16 protein-coding genes and 2 pseudogenes are annotated in these 17,890 nt (G+C 64.4%); 9 read left to right on the top strand and 9 right to left on the bottom strand.

What is annotated here, in order from left to right; translation table 11 throughout:
* The first annotated feature begins 64 nt into the window (after positions 1-64).
* Positions 65-706, top strand: coding sequence for a DapH/DapD/GlmU-related protein (locus LB557_RS22125; RefSeq protein ID WP_224523312.1), 642 nt, complete (start codon positions 65-67; stop codon positions 704-706).
* Between the two features lie 258 nt (positions 707-964).
* Positions 965-1,258: a low affinity iron permease family protein gene (locus LB557_RS22120; protein WP_411970563.1), complete on the top strand. Its 294-nt coding sequence runs from the start codon at positions 965-967 to the stop codon at positions 1,256-1,258.
* A gap of 217 nt (positions 1,259-1,475) precedes the next feature.
* Here LB557_RS22120 and LB557_RS22115 read toward each other — a convergent pair whose 3' ends face one another.
* A complete protein-coding gene (locus tag LB557_RS22115; protein ID WP_140615657.1) occupies positions 1,476-2,342 on the bottom strand; it encodes an SDR family NAD(P)-dependent oxidoreductase in 867 nt (288 codons plus the stop codon).
* Positions 2,343-2,476: 134 nt separating this feature from the next.
* Here LB557_RS22115 and LB557_RS22110 point away from each other — a divergent pair, with 134 nt between their 5' ends.
* Complete coding sequence (locus LB557_RS22110; RefSeq protein ID WP_140660926.1) at positions 2,477-2,758, top strand: hypothetical protein; 282 nt, start codon at positions 2,477-2,479, stop codon at positions 2,756-2,758.
* A gap of 57 nt (positions 2,759-2,815) precedes the next feature.
* Here LB557_RS22110 and LB557_RS22105 read toward each other — a convergent pair.
* From LB557_RS22105 to LB557_RS22095, 3 genes and pseudogenes are all read right to left on the bottom strand, one after another.
* A pseudogene (locus LB557_RS22105) lies at positions 2,816-3,330 on the bottom strand (TMEM175 family protein).
* A gap of 243 nt (positions 3,331-3,573) precedes the next feature.
* Positions 3,574-4,473 (bottom strand): hypothetical protein, encoded by a 900-nt coding sequence (locus LB557_RS22100; protein WP_224643438.1) that lies wholly within the window; start codon positions 4,471-4,473, stop codon positions 3,574-3,576.
* Positions 4,428-4,655: a DUF6471 domain-containing protein gene (locus tag LB557_RS22095; RefSeq protein WP_224643448.1), complete on the bottom strand. Its 228-nt coding sequence runs from the start codon at positions 4,653-4,655 to the stop codon at positions 4,428-4,430. The genes LB557_RS22100 and LB557_RS22095 overlap by 46 nt, the downstream gene beginning before the upstream one ends.
* 131 nt (positions 4,656-4,786) lie before the next feature.
* Here LB557_RS22095 and LB557_RS22090 point away from each other — a divergent pair, with 131 nt between their 5' ends.
* The gene (locus LB557_RS22090; RefSeq protein WP_224643439.1) at positions 4,787-5,995 is read left to right on the top strand and encodes an MFS transporter; all 1,209 of its coding nucleotides are present in this window, start codon (positions 4,787-4,789) and stop codon (positions 5,993-5,995) included.
* 60 nt (positions 5,996-6,055) lie between these two features.
* On the opposite strand, the gene LB557_RS22085 is transcribed toward LB557_RS22090, so the two are convergent.
* The gene (locus LB557_RS22085; RefSeq protein WP_411970562.1) at positions 6,056-7,528 is read right to left on the bottom strand and encodes an MATE family efflux transporter; all 1,473 of its coding nucleotides are present in this window, start codon (positions 7,526-7,528) and stop codon (positions 6,056-6,058) included.
* Positions 7,529-7,626: 98 nt separating this feature from the next.
* Here LB557_RS22085 and LB557_RS31870 point away from each other — a divergent pair.
* Positions 7,627-7,706: pseudogene (locus LB557_RS31870) on the top strand (L,D-transpeptidase); the annotation flags it as partial.
* Positions 7,707-7,881: 175 nt separating this feature from the next.
* On the opposite strand, the gene LB557_RS22075 reads toward LB557_RS31870, so the two are convergent.
* Positions 7,882-9,351, bottom strand: coding sequence for an esterase-like activity of phytase family protein (locus LB557_RS22075; protein WP_224643441.1), 1,470 nt, complete (start codon positions 9,349-9,351; stop codon positions 7,882-7,884).
* A 339-nt stretch (positions 9,352-9,690) separates the two neighbouring features.
* Here LB557_RS22075 and LB557_RS22070 point away from each other — a divergent pair, with 339 nt between their 5' ends.
* The 3 genes from LB557_RS22070 (at position 9,691) to LB557_RS22060 (ending at position 11,863) form a co-directional block, all read left to right on the top strand.
* On the top strand, positions 9,691-9,858 hold the full coding sequence (locus tag LB557_RS22070) for a hypothetical protein (protein WP_181177786.1): 168 nt from the start codon (positions 9,691-9,693) through the stop codon (positions 9,856-9,858).
* 13 nt (positions 9,859-9,871) lie between these two features.
* Positions 9,872-11,425 (top strand): trimethylamine methyltransferase family protein, encoded by a 1,554-nt coding sequence (locus LB557_RS22065; RefSeq protein WP_224643442.1) that lies wholly within the window; start codon positions 9,872-9,874, stop codon positions 11,423-11,425.
* 123 nt (positions 11,426-11,548) lie between these two features.
* On the top strand, positions 11,549-11,863 hold the full coding sequence (locus LB557_RS22060; RefSeq protein ID WP_140661187.1) for a hypothetical protein: 315 nt from the start codon (positions 11,549-11,551) through the stop codon (positions 11,861-11,863).
* 31 nt (positions 11,864-11,894) lie between these two features.
* Here LB557_RS22060 and LB557_RS22055 read toward each other — a convergent pair whose 3' ends face one another.
* Positions 11,895-14,666 (bottom strand): ATP-dependent helicase, encoded by a 2,772-nt coding sequence (locus tag LB557_RS22055; protein WP_224643443.1) that lies wholly within the window; start codon positions 14,664-14,666, stop codon positions 11,895-11,897.
* A 257-nt stretch (positions 14,667-14,923) separates the two neighbouring features.
* Here LB557_RS22055 and LB557_RS22050 point away from each other — a divergent pair, with 257 nt between their 5' ends.
* Positions 14,924-17,239, top strand: a complete 2,316-nt coding sequence (locus tag LB557_RS22050; protein ID WP_318013044.1) for a glucose/quinate/shikimate family membrane-bound PQQ-dependent dehydrogenase — start codon at positions 14,924-14,926, stop codon at positions 17,237-17,239.
* A gap of 34 nt (positions 17,240-17,273) precedes the next feature.
* On the opposite strand, the gene LB557_RS22045 is transcribed toward LB557_RS22050, so the two are convergent.
* Together LB557_RS22045 and LB557_RS22040 are read right to left on the bottom strand one after the other, a co-directional pair.
* Positions 17,274-17,708 (bottom strand): hypothetical protein, encoded by a 435-nt coding sequence (locus tag LB557_RS22045; RefSeq protein WP_015317242.1) that lies wholly within the window; start codon positions 17,706-17,708, stop codon positions 17,274-17,276.
* Positions 17,709-17,717: 9 nt separating this feature from the next.
* Complete coding sequence (locus LB557_RS22040; RefSeq protein ID WP_181171173.1) at positions 17,718-17,873, bottom strand: hypothetical protein; 156 nt, start codon at positions 17,871-17,873, stop codon at positions 17,718-17,720.
* Positions 17,874-17,890: the final 17 nt, after the last annotated feature.

Raw genomic sequence — 17,890 nt, 5'->3', positions numbered from 1 at the left:
TCCTGTTCTGGCTGGCGATTGGCCCCGCTTGCGGGACCAATCGGTCTGACGTAAAGCCGCCGGCATGGACCGTTCTGAAGATCTCGTTGCGAAAGATCCCGAGCCGCGCATTCATCCAACCGCTGAGATGAAGGGCTGCAAGCTTGGCCGCTACGCCGCGATCGGCGAACGCGTCGTGCTGCGCGAGGTCATCGTCGGCGATTTCTCCTATTTCGAACGCCATGCCGAGGCGATCTACACGACGATCGGCAAATTCTGCTCGATCGCCGCCAACAGCCGCATCAATGCGCTGGAGCATCCGATCGAGCGGCTGACCCAGCACAAGGTCAGCTACCGGCCGAACGAGTATTTCCGCTGGCTGGGCGTCGATGCCGCGTTCCGCGACCGGCGGCGGTCGAAGGCCGTGACCATCGGCCATGATGTGTGGATCGGCCATGGCGCGGTCATCTTGCCCGGGATCGCCATTGGCAATGGTGCGGTCATCGGCGCCAATGCGGTGGTGACGCGGGACGTACCGTCCTACACGATCGTTGCCGGCGTGCCGGCGAAGCCGCTCAAGCAGCGCTTTGCCCCTGAAATAGCGGCACGCATCGAAGCTCTCGCCTGGTGGGACTGGCCCGTCGAGAAACTCGCCAGGGCGGTTCCCGACATGCAGGCAATGCCGATCGAGGCTTTCCTCGACCGCTGGGAAAACGACGCCGTCTGACGGAATGAAACCCCTTCCGCCATGCGGGGGTGGCGCAGCGGAAGGGGCTGGAGGTAAACCGCTGTGAAGCGGAAGGAACAGGCTCTTTGCCTGCACGGCTACAATGACCTTAAACCGATAAGGTGTGTTTTGTTCCAGATGCGCGCTTTGCGTGCATTCGATTGCGTGGGCCGTATTTTTTACCGGCGGGAACCCGAAATGGCTGCTGGTTGTTTCTTCCGGCGGACCGCATGACGCGGCGCTGTTTTGAGGGACCACATGATCGAGAAGCTTTTCACCAAATTCGCCAACCAGATCGCCCATCTCACCGGACTGCCGCTGACATTTGCGGCGTGTTGCCTGATCGTTATCGTCTGGGCGGTGAGCGGGCCGTTCTTCGATTTTTCCGACACCTGGCAGTTGGTGATCAACACCGGAACCACGATCATCACCTTCCTGATGGTGTTTCTCATTCAAAACACCCAGAATCGGGACGGCGCCGCGATCCAGGCCAAGCTCGACGAGGGTCAGCGAGGCCAAAAACACCTTCATCGGCATCGAGCACCTGACTGAAGCCGAGGTCCAGGAGATCCGCGCCAAATGCGAGGTCGCGGCGAAGCGGCATGACGACAAAGTCGCGACCATGGCCGCAAAGAAAGTCGTGGCGGCAAAACGCAAACCGAAAAAAGAGGTAGCACGAAGCGCCGGCGGCTGAACCCGCGGTCAATCCCGAGTGTTCCGCCGGTGTTCGAGTTATGTGATCCGCACAGCGGCCATGTTCGGGACATGCTCATCGCTTCATGAACGCCGCGAATGCATCCTTGTGGCCGGGGTGCCAGCGCGACAGGGCAGGGCGGTTTTCGATGATGTCGCCGATCGCCCAGGCCATGCGCTTTTCGTCCATGGGTCGCGCCGTCTCATTGTCGGGACACAGGATATAGAAGTCGCCCCCGACCAGCGATTCCAGCATGAAATCGATCACCTGTTCGCCCGTCCACGCTCCCGCCGGCTTTTCGGTCGCGCCCTCGGTCAGGCCGGTATAGGTGAAGCCGGGGATGAGCAGATGCGCCGACAGGCGGGCGCCGGGTTCATTGCGCAGCGCATGCGCCAAGCCCTCGGTAAAGGTTTTCACGCCAGCCTTGGAAACGTTGTAGGCGAGGTTGCCGGGCGGTGTGGTGATGCCTTGTTTGGAGCCGGTGTTGACGATCAGGCCCGGCTTGGCCGACGCCAGCATGCGTGGCGCGAAAGCTTCGACGCCGTGCACGACGCCCCAGAAATTGATGTCGAGCAGCCGCTTCCAGCCGTCGCGGTTTTCCCAGGGCTTTCCGGGGTTGTCGCCGACACCGGCATTGTTCATCAGCAGCGAGACCTCGCCGAAGGCGCCGAATGCCCGGTCGGCGAGGCGATCGACCTCATCGGCCTTCGAAACGTCCGATGCGACGGCAAGCACGGCGTCGTCACCGGCAATCGCGGAGACGGCCCGCGCGGCATCGTCGAGGCGCGGCCCGCCAATGTCGGCCAGCACGATCTTCATGCCCATCAGCGCCAGCCGTTTGGCCGCGGCAAGGCCGATGCCGCTGGCGGCGCCGGTGATGACGGCGGTGTTGCCAGGGGCAAGCGCTGGCAGGGCGGTCTGGATCTCGGTGTCGGCGATCATCGGCAATGGTTTCCTTTTTTGATGGCGCCGAACTTAGCGCCGGAACGGGCCTGCGCAAGCCTCCGTCGGGCTTGTCGGGTTGACCGGCCCGGTCGGGGCTGCGCATGCTGCGACGCCAAAAAGGAGATTTCCGATTGACGGATTGGGTTGCAATTCTGAAGGAACAGACCGCCACCGGCGACCGGATGGGGCGCGAGGTGCCGCAGATGCTGGCCAACCCCGATATCAGCGAAGCCCAGGTGAAGACTCTGTTTTCGGCGCTCGAGCAACAGGCCGAGTTCGTCGAGAAACTGCGCATGGCGCTGGAAAAGTTCGGCCATGATTTCTCGATCATCAAGGCGGCGGAGCGGCTGGAAGAGCGCTATGCCGATCTGGCCGCTTCCGTGGCGGAAAAGCTGAAGGCGATGCGCGGTTAGGCAATTCCACGAAACGTGTGAAGCGGTTTGCCCTCTCGGATTGCGTCAGGCAGATGGCTATTTTTCGATCACCCGCGCAAAGCGCGTGTCCGGCACCAGCCAGATCAGGGCGACGGCGACATAGAGCGCCACGCCGATCCACCGGTCGAGGAAGGTCAGCCCAACGGCCGCTATGTAGACGGCGAGCGAAATCCTTCCCTTGCGATCGCGGCCGATTGCCTTGGCGAATGCGGTGTCCGGCCCATGCAGCCGATGCAGCGCAATGACCAGGATGCTGTAGGCGGTCGCACACATTACAAGGTCAAAACCATAGACCGCGACCGGAACCGCGGCGAAATGGTTCTCGCCCATGAAGGCGGTCGTCACCGGCATCAGGGACAACCAGAACAGCAGATGCAGGTTCGCCCACAGCACGCGGCCGTCGACACGCTGCACGGTATGGAACATGTTGTGCAGATTGTTCCAGTAGATGCCGACATTGATGAACGAAAGCACGTAGCACAGGAAGACCGGCCACTGCGGCAGCAGCGCCGAAAATCCTCGCCTTCCGGTACCTTCAGGTCCAGCACCATGATGGTGATGATGATCGCCACCACGCCGTCGGTGAATGCCTCGACCCTGCCTTTGCCCATGATCACCACCTCGGTCCGCGACGAATTGCCGAAAGATAGTAAATCGTTAACGGATGTTGGCATGCCGATAAACGGCGTACGCAAAATTCCTCAACTATATCAGGGGAAACTTCCGGTCTTATGTAGCAAACGCACCAAGCGCTGAAGCCGTGCTGTGATCGCGCGCGCGGCGTTGCCGCGATGCTAGTTGGATTCATTTCCCTCTTGGGTAAGGTGAAAGCCTTCGCCGTCGATAACGCCGTCTTCGTCAACGTCGAGCCTGAACCGGTATTCCGTCCATCGGTTCGGCTTGTTGGAAAAGGCGTCGCGGTAGTGCAGTTTCCCGAACACGTACAAATCGGTTTCGATTTCCCTGTTCTTATTAAGTTCAAGCATCGGTTTTCGTCTTGCCCACTCGCCCATGCTTATCAGGAGAGTCGACGTCATATCCTGTGTGGGGGCGAGATCCATTTTGCCGACCAGCAGGCGAGCGCCACGAACCTGGCGGCGCGGTTTCCGGCCGGATTTCCGGTCATGGAAATCGTAGTCGCAGATGTTCGTCAAATCGTAGGCAGGCGTCTGACCGAAGTTTTTAAATTTGATACGGATGTTTGGCATCCATTCGCTGCCAGTCTGAATGATTTCGATGGATTGCACGGCCAGATAGGCCCGCAGTTGGGCTTCATTAGAGCGACCAGCGATGTCGTTGGCCGTGCGGGCCTGTTCGACCGCAGCGGTATTGGCGTTGAGGGTGCGCCAGATAAAGAAAATACCTATGACGGTGAAAACGACGCCAGCCCACGAAGCCCAATGCATTCCTGTGGTGTCTTCAGCGACCGATTGCTGGGCTGCGAGATCACACCAATCAGGCTGGGCGTTCTGGCCATTGTCGGGTGGCTGGGCTTCTGGCTTGCCGGTAAAGGGATGGACACTGGCGGCAGCAAAGGGGCTGTCTGGATATTGCTGGGCGCAACGCTGTGCATAGTAGGAACTTTGATGTTTGCTGGTGGTGTATGACTGCCCTAGCGCCCCAAAGAGCAACAGGCCGATAATCGTGGCTATCCATCCAAACGTAACGTAGTCGTGCCTACCGCCGTCAGGCATTGAAGCAAAAACGCTGCACTAAAGCCCCCTCGGCTTATTTTGTTGTTCAAATTACGCTCGGTTTCGTGAATGTCCATAGTTGCCAGTTTTTCGGCGAGCTGTGCATATGTCAGGCCCTTTCGCTTCAATTCGGCTTTCAGGAGGTTCTTGGCCCGCCGCTCCCTCCGCTGGCCCCGATCCATTTTTTTTGCGATCATCGGCTTGCTGGCCGGGCAACGCCCAGCGTGGTGTCAGGAGCATGGCCGTCGACCGGAACGTCGGCGGTGAGGACGCGTTAACGTCGCGACCCCTGAACCTGATGACGAGGTTGGCCATGGCCTTTCGCGATCTGGCGCAAACTCACAACGAAGCCGGCAGCGACGTCCTCGCGATCCCGACTGTCGCGACGATGATCGCGGTGCTGTTTGCCGGCAGCACGGTGCTGACGCCTCTCTATATCGTCTACAAGCAGCAATTCGGCTTTTCGCAGATCACCTTGACGCTGATCTACGCGGTCTATGTCGTCGGCAATCTCGGCGCCCTGCTGGTGTTCGGCAGCGTTTCGGATGTCGTCGGGCGCCGGCCGGCGGCGCTTGCAGCCATGATCGTCGCCGTCATCAGCGCGGTTGTGTTCCTGTTTGCCGGCAATGTCGCGTCGCTCGAGGTTGCGCGGATCCTGAGCGGACTTGGCATCGGCGTGGGCGCCGGGACGGGAACCGCGTGGATCGCCGAGCTTCTTCCAGAGGCCGGCAGGTCGCGCGCCAGCGTCATCGCCACCAGCACCAACTTTCTCGGCCTCGGTTTCGGGGCGCTTGTTTCGGGGCTGCTGGCCCAATACGAGCCGTGGCCATTGCGTCTGGTCTTCATTGTCTACCTGGCGACGCTCGCGGTGGTGACGATCATGGTCTGGCGCACGCGCGAAACGGTGACGAAGCCAAGCGGCCTTGGCAAGGTCTCCATGCGGCCGCGGCTTTCCGTGCCGGCGCAGATCCGCTCGCGCTTCGTGGCGCCGGCGGTGACCGGGTTTGGCGCGATGGCGCTGGTCGGTTTCTATGCGGCGGTGGCGCCGAGCATCCTGGCGCAGCAACTGCATGAGGCCAACCACGCCGTGGCCGGTGCGCTGTTCTTCGAACTGGCGATGGTCGCGGCAATCAGCATCGTGGCGCTGGCGCGGATGGGGAGCAGCAAGGCGATGCTGGCCGCGCTGGCCTTGATGATCCCAAGCACCATGCTTGTGGTGGCGGCGCAGATGCTGGCCTCGATGGCGATGATGATCGCGGCGACGGCCTGCTGCGGCGTGGCGGCAGCGCTCGGCTATCGCGGCGGCCTGCAAGTGGTGAACGAGATCGCGCCGCGGGATCGCCGCGCCGAGGTCGTGTCCAGTTTCTTCATCTGCTGCTTTGTCGGCAACGCCTTGCCTGTCATCGGCATCGGCGTCGTGTCGACTTATGCCAGTGCTGTCGTCGCGAGCCTGGCCTTCGCGGCCATGATCATCGCGTTCGCGCTGGTGGCGCTCGCCTTCGGGCTCGGACAGAGGCGCTGAAACCGCCGCGCCAGCCCGGCAAGGCACGTCGGCAAGGCACGCCGGCAAGGCGGGCCGGCATCAGCCGTTCGGCGTTTCAGGCGCCATGTTCGCGCGCTGGCGCGGCACGCCAAGCCCGGTGTCGGGCGGTTCGCCGGCAGCCGGCCTGTTCTCGATCATGTGCAAGCTGCGCCAGCCGCCGAAGCGGTAGTAGATCGCGGCCAGGATCAGAGACGTGATCGAACCGGCCGGAAAACTCCACCACAGCGCTTCCTCGCCGATCACGCCGCGCATGTAATAGGCAAAGCCGGTGCGCACGACGAGCACCGAGATGACCAGGATGATCAGCGGCGGCATCACGGCACCCGTGGCGCGCACCGTGGCGAACAGCACGATGGTGATGCCGAACAGGATGAACGACCAGGACGCGGCCGTGTTGATATGGGCGGCGATATCGATCGCCGCGCTGTCGCTGCTCAGGAACAGGCTCAGGATCGAACGGTCGAAGACCCATAGCAGCGCGACGAGGGCGCCGGTCAGGACAAGGTTGAAACCGACGCCGGAGGCGGCGATGCGGCCGATCCGGTCCCAGCGACCGGCGCCGACATTCTGCGCCGCCATGGAAGAGACCGCGGCGCCGATGGCGAGCGCCGGCATCTGGATGTAGGTCCAGAGCTGCGCGGCGATGCCGTAGGCGGCGGCGACCTGCGAACCATAGGAGTTGACGATGCCCATCACCGTCAGGGCGGCCGCCGAGATGACGATCATCTGCAGGCCCATCGGCACGCCCTTGAAGACGACGATGCGCAGCAGCGCCGGATCCGGGCGCAGCAGGACGAGATTGGCGCCGGCCAGCCGCAACGGATGCTTGCGCGCGTAGAGCACGACGAGGATGGCGACGACGCTCACGGTCTGGCCGACCAGCGTCGAGGTGGCGGAACCGGCGATGCCGAGTTCAGGAAACGGGCCGATGCCGCGGATGAGCAGGGGATTGAGCACGATGTCGAGCACGACCGCCAGCGCCATGAAGATGAAGGGGGTGCGTGAATCGCCCGCACCGCGCAGCACGGTCATGACGAAGGACAGAAGGTTCATCATCGGCACGGCGACGAAGATGATGCGCAGGTAGGAGCGTGCAAGCGGCAAGGCGTCTGCCGGCGTGCCGAGCGCGCCCAGGATGGCGTCGACCCAGATCCAGCCGCAGACCGCGAACACCACTGAAACGAGGAAGAAGAAGGTGGCGCTGGTGCCGACGATGCGGCGCGCCTCGGGCAGGTCCCGGGCGCCGACCGACTGCGCCACCAGGATGGTGGCCGCCATGCCGATGCCGAACACCGTGCCGAGGATCAGGAACAGAACGAGGTTGGCGTTGGACGTCGCGGTCAGCGCCGACTCGCCGAGGAAGCGGCCCACCCAGACGGCGTTGACCGAGCCGTTCAGCGATTGCAGCACGTTGGAGCCGAGCACCGGCAAGGCGAAGAGCAGCAGCGTGCGCGGGATCGGGCCGCTGGTCAGGTCGCCGGTACGCCGGCGTGCGGGCATTTTTTCGTCCATGGCGGCCAACCTGGCAAATGTGACTCTGGCCCGCGACGATACCGCAGGCCGGACCAAGATGCACCCTGCGCCGAGGCGCAGTGACCGTCGATCGGCCGGGCACGCCGGAATGGAATTCCATCGGCAAGAACGCGTCGTCCGGCTGCGTGCGCTTATGAACCAGGACATCATCGACCTCCCGCTCAGGTCTTCGTGCGGCCCAACCTGTCGGCCGCCGGCAAGATCATCGCCGTGTCGAGCAGGACGGCCGAGCCGATCGATGCCGGTGTGCCGAAGGACGCGGAATTCCTGAAGTAGGCCTTCACGACCTGCACAGGCGGACGCGCCAGGCGCGCCCGCTTGAGCAGTGATCCTTACTTCTTGCCGAGACCCGGCAGCGTGACCTGATAGACCAGGAACATGGTGTCGACATCGGCGCCGTCATCGGCCTTGTAAGGCGCGCCGACCTGGAAGCCGTCCTGGGCGAGGAAGTCATTGTCGTTGCCGACGAACAGGAAATAGTCGTCGGGCAGCTTCGGATCGAGGACGCTGGCCAACGACATGGCTTCCCACTTCTCCGAAAGCTCGTTGTGGTCCTTCGCGCCGCCATTGTGCAGGCCGAAGTGGCCAAGCGCGGTGGCGTCGTTGATGTCGATGAACGGCGTCAGCTTGGCCGGCGTCACCGAGGGATCAAGCACGCCCTTGGGGGCGACCGGCTTGTCGGCCGCATCGAAGGCGCCGCCTGCGATGTCGGTCGCGCCGGAGACGTCGACGATGTTGATCTGGCGGTAGAGCGAAGCGTCACCCTTCTTCAGGCCCTGGCCGTTGCCGCTGTCGCGCGCCAGCATCAGGAAGGATGTGTTCGAAAGCGCCACGATCTCGCTCTGCGCGGCGATTTTGGTCTTGCCCTTGGCATCCTTGAACACCGGCAGCGGCACGACATATTCATGCGCGAGCTTCAGATGGGCGAGGTCGGAGGCATCATAGACCAGCGCCCGCGTGTTCTGCCGTGTCGAGGGTGAATCGCCGCCATCCTGCCGGGGCGCCGACTGCAGCACGGCGATCAGGAAGTTGCCGTCCGGCGTCATCGCCATGCCTTCGAGGCCCTGGTTGTTCTGGCGCCCGGTTTCGGGATCCTTCGGATCAGGGTCGGCGGCGCCCGGACCGGGATTGTCGGAGGAGAAGTTCGGCGCTCCTTTGCGCATCGGCACGAGAGCCGCAGGCGGCTGGGTCGCCGACATCAGGCGGCCTTGCGCGGAGAACCTGTAGATGTTGGGGCCGTACTCGTCGGAGATGAACATCGAGCCGTCCGGCAGCCGTACGATGGCTTCATTGTCGAGCGCGAGCTTGCCATTGGTGGCGACGGGCAGCATCGGCATGTCGCCGGCCGCGGCGCGTACGTCCGACAGCGGATCGAGGCCGGTGGCATCGGCGCCCGTGTCGTCTGTGAGAAGCATGGTGTCGGCAAGCGTCGCCTTGACGCCCGTCTGCTCCTGGCCGGCGGCGGGAGCAGCGCCCGGCGCGACAGGCGTGAACTCGATGGTGATGGTGTTGAGGCGCGGCCGGTAGTCGGTGGTGCCGGCGACATTGTAGCCACGGTCGGGCAGTAGCCAGAGCGATCCCTTGTAGGTGCCGGCATCATGTGTCCAGCCCGAAATGTCGATCGCCATGCCCGAGCCCGAGCCGAAGGTCTCGCCGAACTTGTCGCGCTGGTCGGCCGGGATGCGGCCGACGCCGACAAGGCCCTTGTTGATGTAAGCCACGCCATCGGCAAGCGCCGGGGTGAGGGCGGTGAACAAGGCCAGCGCGACGCCGAGCGAGGCGGTTCGGTACAGGTGTTTCATGGACAATCCTCTTTATGACGAAGCACGCCGGAGCGGCCGAAGGAAAAATGAAAAAGAGGGTGCCGCATCGATGATGCCGCGCGCGCCTCCCCGAAAGCGATCTAAGGCGTCAACATGATGCTTGCGTGACAGTGGGCGACACGGGTCCGCCGGTCTCTCCATGTGCAGATGAAAAACGCTGGAGAGCGGGAATTGGTGACCGCCCATGAGCGTCCCTGGCACAATAGGCACTTATGTCTAGTACGGATATGATGCCGGCTTCGAACTGACCGCGAGCGGAGGCCTTGAAGCCGCACTATCGCGCAGTGGTTATCGGGGGTGGCTTTGTCGGCGCCTCGGGTGGATTTGGCTACCACGATCGGCAAGAGCGTCGCGCTGGCGTTGGTGGACGACGGTTTCGCTGGGGAGGGGATGGCGCTTTGCGTGCACATTGTCGGCGTCGAACGGACGGCGCGGGTCATCGCGGCCTCGCCCTACGGTCCCCAGGGCAGAGCGATGCGGCAATGAGGAGGAGTTTCTGATGGTCGACGACGCTGCACGGGATACGAGGCGCGAACGCCGGCGCGGACGCATGGGCGAGGCAGGCAGCGAATCAAGCCGCAAGCCCAATTACCGCGCGCTGAAGAATCCGTTCCTGCCGCAGCCGATCTTTTCCGACGACCAGGTGGCGTCGATCCACGACACGGCGCTGCGCGTGCTGGAAGAATTGGGCATCAAGGTGCTGCTGCCCGAGGCGCGCGAGGTGCTCGCCCGCGCCGGCGCCCTGGTCGACCCCGACACCGACATGGTGCGCATCGGTCGCGACATGGTGGCGGCAGCCTTAGCCTCGGCGCCGCGATCGATCCACGCTTATGCCGGCGCGCGCTCTCGGGACCTGTCGCTCGAACTGGGCTCGATGACATTCCTGGCGGGCTCCGGCGCGCCCAATGTCACCGATCTCGAGCGCGGCCGGCGGCCCGGGACGCTGGTCGCCTTCGAGGAGTTGATCAAGCTGGTGCAGCATTTCGACGTCTTGCACATGCTGGGGCCGTGCATCGAACCGCAGGACATCGACAATCGTTTCCGCCACTATGCCGTCAACCGGGCGCAGCTGACTCTGTCGGACAAATTTCCGTTCGTGTTCGCGCGTGGCACGCCGCAGGTCGATGACAGTTTCGAGATGATCAGGCTGGCGCGCGGGCTGTCCGAGGACGAGTTCCGCTCGGGCGCGCATTGCTACACCGTCATCAACACCAACTCGCCGCGCCAGCTCGACATTCCGATGGCGCAAGGCATCATCGATTTCGCCAAGGCGGGCCAGGTCCTGATCATCACGCCGTTCTGCCTGGCCGGTGCGATGGCGCCGATCACCGTGGCCGGCGCGCTGACCTTGCAGCATGCCGAAGCGCTGGCCGGGCTGACGCTGGCGCAGATCGTGCGGCCGGGCGCGCCGGTGGTCTACGGTTCCTTCTCCTCCAATGTCGACATGAAATCGGGCGCACCGGCCTTCGGCACGCCGGAGCACGTCAAAGCCACACTGGGCGCAGGCCAGCTGGCGCGCTTCACCGGTCTGCCCTGGCGCTCGGGGGGCGGCAGCGCGGCGAACATTTCGGACGCGCAGGCCGCGCACGAGACGCAGTTCGCGCTGTGGGGCTCGGTGCTGTCGGGCGCCACCGTCTGCATCCACGCGGCCGGCTGGCTGGAAGGGGGCTTGAGCGTTTCCCTGGAAAAGCTGGTCACCGACATCGAGGCGCTGCAGACGGTCGCGGAACTTTGTGCGGCGACCCCCGGTGACGACGACGCAATAGGCTTCGAGGCGATCGCCGAAGTGCAGCCGGGCGGCCACTTCTTCTCGGCCGGCCACACCATGGCGCGCTATCGCACCGCCTTCTACGAGCCGTTGGTGGCCGACTGGTCGAATTTCGGCAACTGGACGCAAAGCGGCTCGAAGACCGCGACCGAACGCGCCACCGGCATCTGGAAGCGCACCCTTGCCGATTTCGAGCCGCCGGCCGCGGCGGCCGCCACGTCAGGCGTGCTCGACGCGTTCATCGCGCGGCGCACGGAAGAGGGCGGCGCTGCGCCAGTGTCGTGAGATAGTTCGCGGATCCATCATCCCGAATTGTGGCCGTGATCCCGGAACCCGCGGCGCGTCCCGCGCATTCATGGATGCGGACCAATGCCTGGCTCCATCCGTGAGCCGTTGAGGGAGGACGACATGGGTTTCGACCAGTACCACGAACCGCCGGAAGAATTGTCGCAGGAAGTGCGGACCTTTGCCCGCATGATCACCTCGCTGATCGAGGAGGCGGAAGCGATCAGCTGGTACGAACAGCGCATGTCGGTCGAGAAGAACCCGCAGGCCAAGGCGATCATGAAGAACGCGCAGAGCGAGGAGTTCAAGCATTTCGGCATGGACCTCGAATTCCTGCTGCGCCAGAAGACGGACTGGCGCGTGGAACTGAAGGAAATCCTGTTTACGACAGGGGATATCGTGAAGGCCGGGGAGAAGGGCGAGAAGAAGGTGGATTGAGGCGGGACGTCAGCCTTCGAGGCTGGCAGCCTCACACTGGCAGCACAAACCCGTCCAGCACGCGCTTCTGGCCGGCCTTGTCGAAGTCGATGGTCAGCTTGTTGCCCTCGATGGCTGAAATGTTGCCGTTGCCGAATTTCTGGTGGAAGACGCGGTCGCCGACGCTGAAGGCGGACGGCGTGTCGGAGACGGATTTGGCGACCAGCTCGCCATCGATGGTGCGGCCCTTGACGCTGGTGCGGCCGGCGCCGTAGCCGGAGTCTGTTTCACCATAGCCGATGCGTTCGACCTGATGGCCCGAGCGCGTGCCCCAGTTGCGGTCGGTCGCCTCGGTGCGGTTGGCCTGCGCACGCTGCCAACCCGGCGTCGAATAGGTGTTGGAGAAGGCGCCGGATTTTTCCCCGCCGCCCGAAGTGCCGCCGATATTGTCGAAGCGCGAAGCGCCATAGGGGTTCTGTCTTCCCGCCCCCTGGCCGCCGCCGCGGCCGGATGCGAACGAGCCGCCGCCATAGGGATTGCCGTAGCCGCCATAGGAGTTGCCGGCTTCGGCGACCTCGACATGGGCTTCCGGCAGTTCCTCGAGAAAGCGCGACGGGATGGTCGATTGCCAGAGCCCGTGGATGAGGCGGTTGGAGACGAACCAGATATGCAGGTTCTTCTTGGCCCGCGTCAGCCCGACATAGGCGAGACGCCGCTCTTCCTCCAGCCCGGAGCGGCCGCCTTCGTCGAGCGCGCGCTGATGGGGAAAGAGGCCTTCCTCCCAGCCGGGCAGGAAGACGGTCTCGAATTCGAGGCCCTTGGCCGAATGCAGCGTCATGATGGAGACGGCGTCTTGCCCCGCATTCTGCTCGGCATCCATGACCAGCGCGACATGTTCGAGGAAGGAGCGCAGCGACTCGTACTGCTCCATCGAACGGATCAGTTCCTTCAGATTCTCCAACCGCCCCGGGGCTTCCGCCGAGCGGTCGTTCTTCCACATGTCGGTGTAGCCGCTCTCCTCGAGAATGGTCTCGGCGAGCTCGGTGTGCGGGGTGGTTTCCAGCGCCTTTTGCCAGCGTTCGAAATTGGCCGCGACCTCGCGCAGCGCGGCGCGCGGTTTCGGCTTCAGCTCGTCGCTTTCGGCGAGGTTGGCGGCAGCCTCCAGCATTGGAATGCGCAGGGCGCGGGCCGTGTCGTGAATCTGGCGGATGGTCGCTTCGCCCAAGCCGCGCTTCGGCACATTGATGATGCGCTCGAAGGCGAGGTCATCGGCGCCTTGCGCGACGACGCGGAAGAAGGCCATCGCGTCGCGGATTTCCATGCGCTCGTAAAAACGCGGACCACCGATGACGCGGTAGTTAAGGCCAAGCGTGGTAAAGCGCTCCTCGAAGGCGCGCATCTGGAAGGACGCGCGGACCAGGATCGCCATATCGTTCAAATTATGCTTCTGGCGCTGGTAGGCCTCGATGGTCTCGCCGATGGCGCGGGCTTCCTCCTCCGAATCCCAGGCGGCGTGGACGTTGACCTTGCCGTCCTCCGGATCGTTGCGGTCGGTGAACAGCGTCTTGCCGAAACGGCCCTCATTGTAGGCGATGAGATGGGAGGCGGCGCCCAGTATGTGCGCGGTCGAGCGGTAGTTGCGCTCCAGCCGGATGATGGTGGCGCCCGGAAAATCCTTGTCGAAGCGCAGGATGTTGTCGACCTCGGCGCCGCGCCAGCCATAGATCGACTGGTCGTCATCGCCGACGCAGCAGATATTGACTTTGTTTTCGCTCACGGGCTGTTCCGCGCCTGCCGGCGTGGGCCCTCCGCGGGGGCCTCGCAACGGCTCGGACGCCCGGTCGGGCTTGCGGCCTTCGGCCGAAACTGCTGATTCGGCCTCTGGAGTTGCGGGTCTATAGCTACCAGCTTCCGTTCTATCCGAAACACCGGAAAAACTTGGAACGCGCCCACCCGGAGAACCACTTCGCGCTGGTTGTGGTCCGCTCGGCCTCTGCGCCAAAAGCCGCAGCCACATGTACTGGGCGGTGTTGGTGTCCTGGTACTCGTCGACGAGGATGTATTTGAACCGCCGGTGATAGTCCTTCAGCACATCCGGATTGGCGCGGAAGATGCGGATCGGGTGGCAGAGCAGATCGCCGAAATCGCAGGCGTTCAGCGTCTGCAGCCGCTCCTGATAGGACTTGTAGAGCTCGCGGCCCTTGCCGTTGGCGAAGCTGCGCGCATCGCCCTCGGCGATGTCGGCCGGACCCTGGCCCTTGTTCTTCCAGCCGTCGATCATCTGGGCGAACTGTTTCGCGGGCCAGCGCTTGTCGTCCAGGCCCTCGGCCTGGATCAACTGCTTGATCAAGCGCACGACGTCGTCGGTGTCGAGGATGGTGAAGTCGGATCGCAGGCCGGCAAGCTCGGCGTGGCGGCGCAGCAGCTTCACGCCGATTGAGTGGAAGGTGCCGAGCCACGGCATGCCCTCGACATTGCCTTCGCCGATCAGGATGCCGATGCGCTGTTTCATCTCGCGCGCGGCCTTGTTGGTGAAGGTGACGGCCAGGATCTGCGAGGGGAAGGCCCTGCCGGTGGCAAGGATGTGGGCGATGCGGGTGGTCAGCACACGGGTCTTGCCGGTGCCGGCGCCGGCCAGCACCAGAACCGGGCCTTCGGTGGTCTCCACGGCCAGCCGCTGCTCGGGATTCAAGCCCCTGAGATAGTCGGGCGCATTGTTTTGGCCGCCGCGGGCAGCCATGGCGCGCGCGGCAATGCCCGACGGGGCCGTGGGCCGCGCATTGGGTTCGTCGAAAAAGGGCATGTCTTCGGAAAAGCCGGACATCTCCCCCGAATGTAGTGATTCGGGAGGGAAAGACCAGAACTGTCTACGTTTTGTTCCGGCAAAGTGCCCGATACGGCGGCTTCACCGATATGGGAACCGCCGTTATGGAACAATCCCAGGCGGAACGAGGTTGCTGCCCGCGGGTCCGCGACCTACGCTTGACAGGCGCCGCCGTCGGGAGAAAGTTGCACGGGAAACGCGCAATGCCGGGTTGCCCTAGCCCGCCCCACGCGCGCAACAGTCGAAGGAGTATCATCTTGGCTGTCACCATCACCTCCCTCATTCTCTTCCTCATAGGCCTGGCGCTTGGCGCCGGCGGCATCTGGTTGGCTTCGCTGGGCGGCAGTTGGTACTACATCATCGTCGGTCTCGCCTTCCTGGTCGCCGCCTGGCTGCTCTACCGGCGCCGTTCCACGGCGCTCTGGCTCTACGCGGCGATCGTGCTCGGCACGCTGGCCTGGGCGGTCTGGGAAACCGGCTTCGACTGGTGGGAGCTCGGCCCGCGCGGCGGCATCATCGTGCTGGTGGCGTTGTGGCTGCTGACGCCGTGGGCGCGGCGCGGCCTTGCCGGTCCGGACGGGCGAGCCCCTTTGATCCTTGCCGTGCTGGCATCGCTGGCGGTGGCCGGCTATTCGATGACCACGGACCCGAAGGACATCGGCGGCGCCCTCGACACCGACAAGGTGATCCCCAACGCCAATCTCGGCGGCGATGTGCCTGCGGGCGAATGGCACTATTACGGGCGCACGCAGTTCGGCCAGCGCTATTCGCCGCTCGACCAGATCACGCCGGAAAACGTCGCCAACCTGACGCCGGCCTGGACCTATCGCACCGGCGACGTCAAAGGCCCCGACGATGTCGGCGAGACCACTTATCAGGTGACACCGCTCAAAGTGGGCGACACGCTCTATATCTGCACGCCGCACAACTTCGCCATCGCCGTCGATGCGGCGACCGGCAAGGAGAAGTGGCGCTACGATCCCAAGATCAAGCTCGACAAGGACCGCCAGCACCAGACCTGCCGGGGCGTTTCCTATTATGCCGATGCGGCCGGCGCCGCCGGCCAGCCCTGCGCGGCGCGCGTCTACCTGCCGACCTCGGATGCGCGGCTGATCGCGCTCGACGCCGCCAACGGGCAGGTTTGCCCGGCCTTCGCCGAGGGCGGCACGCTCAATCTGTTGACGGGCATGCCGTATCCGAAGTCGGGCTACTACTACTCGACCTCGGCGCCGCTGATCGCCGGCGGCAAGATCATCGTCGGCGGCGCGGTCAACGACAATTATTCGACGCAGGAGCCGTCCGGCGTCATCCGCGCCTATGATGCGAGCAGCGGCAAATTGCTGTGGAACTGGGATTCCGGCAATCCGGACCAGACGACGCCGCTGCCGGCCGGCCAGACCTACACCGCCAACTCGCCCAACATGTGGTCGACGCCGAGCGCCGACGAGAAGCTCGGCCTGCTCTACGTGCCGCTCGGCAACCAGACGCCGGACCAGCTCGGCATGGGCCGCAGTGCCAATGTGGAGAAATTCTCCTCCTCGATCACCGCGTTGGACCTCAACACCGGGCAGTTGAAATGGGTGCGCCAGACCGTGCACCATGACCTCTGGGACATGGACGTGCCGGCGCAGCCGAGCCTGGTCGACATCACCAAGGCCGACGGCTCCGTGGTGCCCGCGCTGGTCGGGCCGACCAAGCAGGGGGACCTCTATGTGCTCGACCGGCGCACCGGCGAGCCGGTCATCCCCGTCAAGGAAGTGGCGGCGCCCGGCGGCGCCATCGAGGGCGACCACACATCGCCGACGCAGCCGGCGTCCGACCTTTCCTTCAACCCGCCGCCGCTGACCGAGCACGATATGTGGGGCATCACCATGTTCGACCAGCTGGCGTGCCGCATCGCGCTTCACAAATTGCGCTATGAAGGCCGCTACACGCCGCCTTCGCTGCAGGGATCGCTGGTTTATCCCGGCAATTTCGGCACGTTCAACTGGGGTGGCGTGGCGGTCGATCCGGTGCGGCAAGTGATGTTCGGGATGCCGACCTATCTTGCCTTCACGTCGCGGCTGGTGCCGCGCGCCGACGTGCCGCCGCCGGGCGACACCAAGGGCAGCGAGCAGGGGCTGAACCGCAATGACGGCGCGCCCTATGCGGTGGTGATGGGACCGTTCCTGTCGCCACTTGGCATTCCGTGCCAGGCGCCGCCCTGGGGCTATGTCGCAGGCGTCGATCTTCGCACCGGCACGATTGCCTACAAGCACCGCAACGGTACCGTCTACGACATGACGCCGCTGCCGTTGCCGTTCAAGGTCGGGGTGCCCGGCATTGGCGGCCCGATGATCACCGCCGGCGGTGTCGCCTTCCTGGGTGCCGCGGTCGACGACTATCTGCGCGCCTACGAGCTGACGTCAGGCAAGCAGCTCTGGCAGGCGCGGCTGCCGGCCGGAGGGCAATCGACGCCGATGACCTACACCGTCGCGGACGGACGCCAGTTCGTGGTCATCGTCGCCGGCGGCCACGGCTCGGTGGGCACCAAGCCGGGCGATTACGTGATGGCCTACGCGCTGCCGAAGTAGGCAGGCGGGGTTACCGGGTCCGGCGAGCCGACGATCAGCCGAGCCCCAGATGGCTCTTTAGGCTCGGCACCGAGCCAAGCACTTGGTTGGTCAGATCGGGGCCCGCGGCCGCCTCTGCCTGCTGGACAAGCGTCTCGCCAGCCTTCTGGATCTGCGCCAAGTCGAGGCCGGAGGCCTTGAGCGCGGCGAGGCCGTTGACCAGCGCGCCGGCCTTCTCGCCGAGAACGCCGCCAAGCGCGCCCTGCAGCGACGACAGGAAGCCGCCACCGCCGCCGGCCGGGGCGGCCATGACGTCATATTTCTGCGCCAGCGCATCGGCGCCCGGAATCTTGGCGAAGAAGGAGGAGGCGCTGGTGCCTTCGGCCTCGTGCTCGAGCACCGAGAAAATGGTGCCGACGACCTTTTCGGTCGTGGCCTGGTCGAGACCGGCCTTCTGCGAGACGGTGTTCACGATGTCCTGAACGTCCATGACTTCACCTCAACTTTGGGTTTTCAAGTTCGCGGGCTGGCGCTTGCGGCTGCGGACCCTGACCATGGACTTGCGGCTTGCCGCGACAACGGCCGCGCGCATCGCCAGAACGGCCGCCACTGCTGCCACGAAAGCGGTTGCCAGGATCGGCGAGGGCATGGTCATCGGCATTGTTCCTTTCA

The sequence above is a fragment of the Mesorhizobium sp. BR115XR7A genome, assembly GCF_020165315.1.
In the GTDB taxonomy this organism is placed as follows: domain Bacteria; phylum Pseudomonadota; class Alphaproteobacteria; order Rhizobiales; family Rhizobiaceae; genus Mesorhizobium; species Mesorhizobium australicum.
The sequence above is the reverse complement of the archived record's forward strand: the minus strand, read 5'-3'. Positions and strand labels throughout refer to the sequence as shown.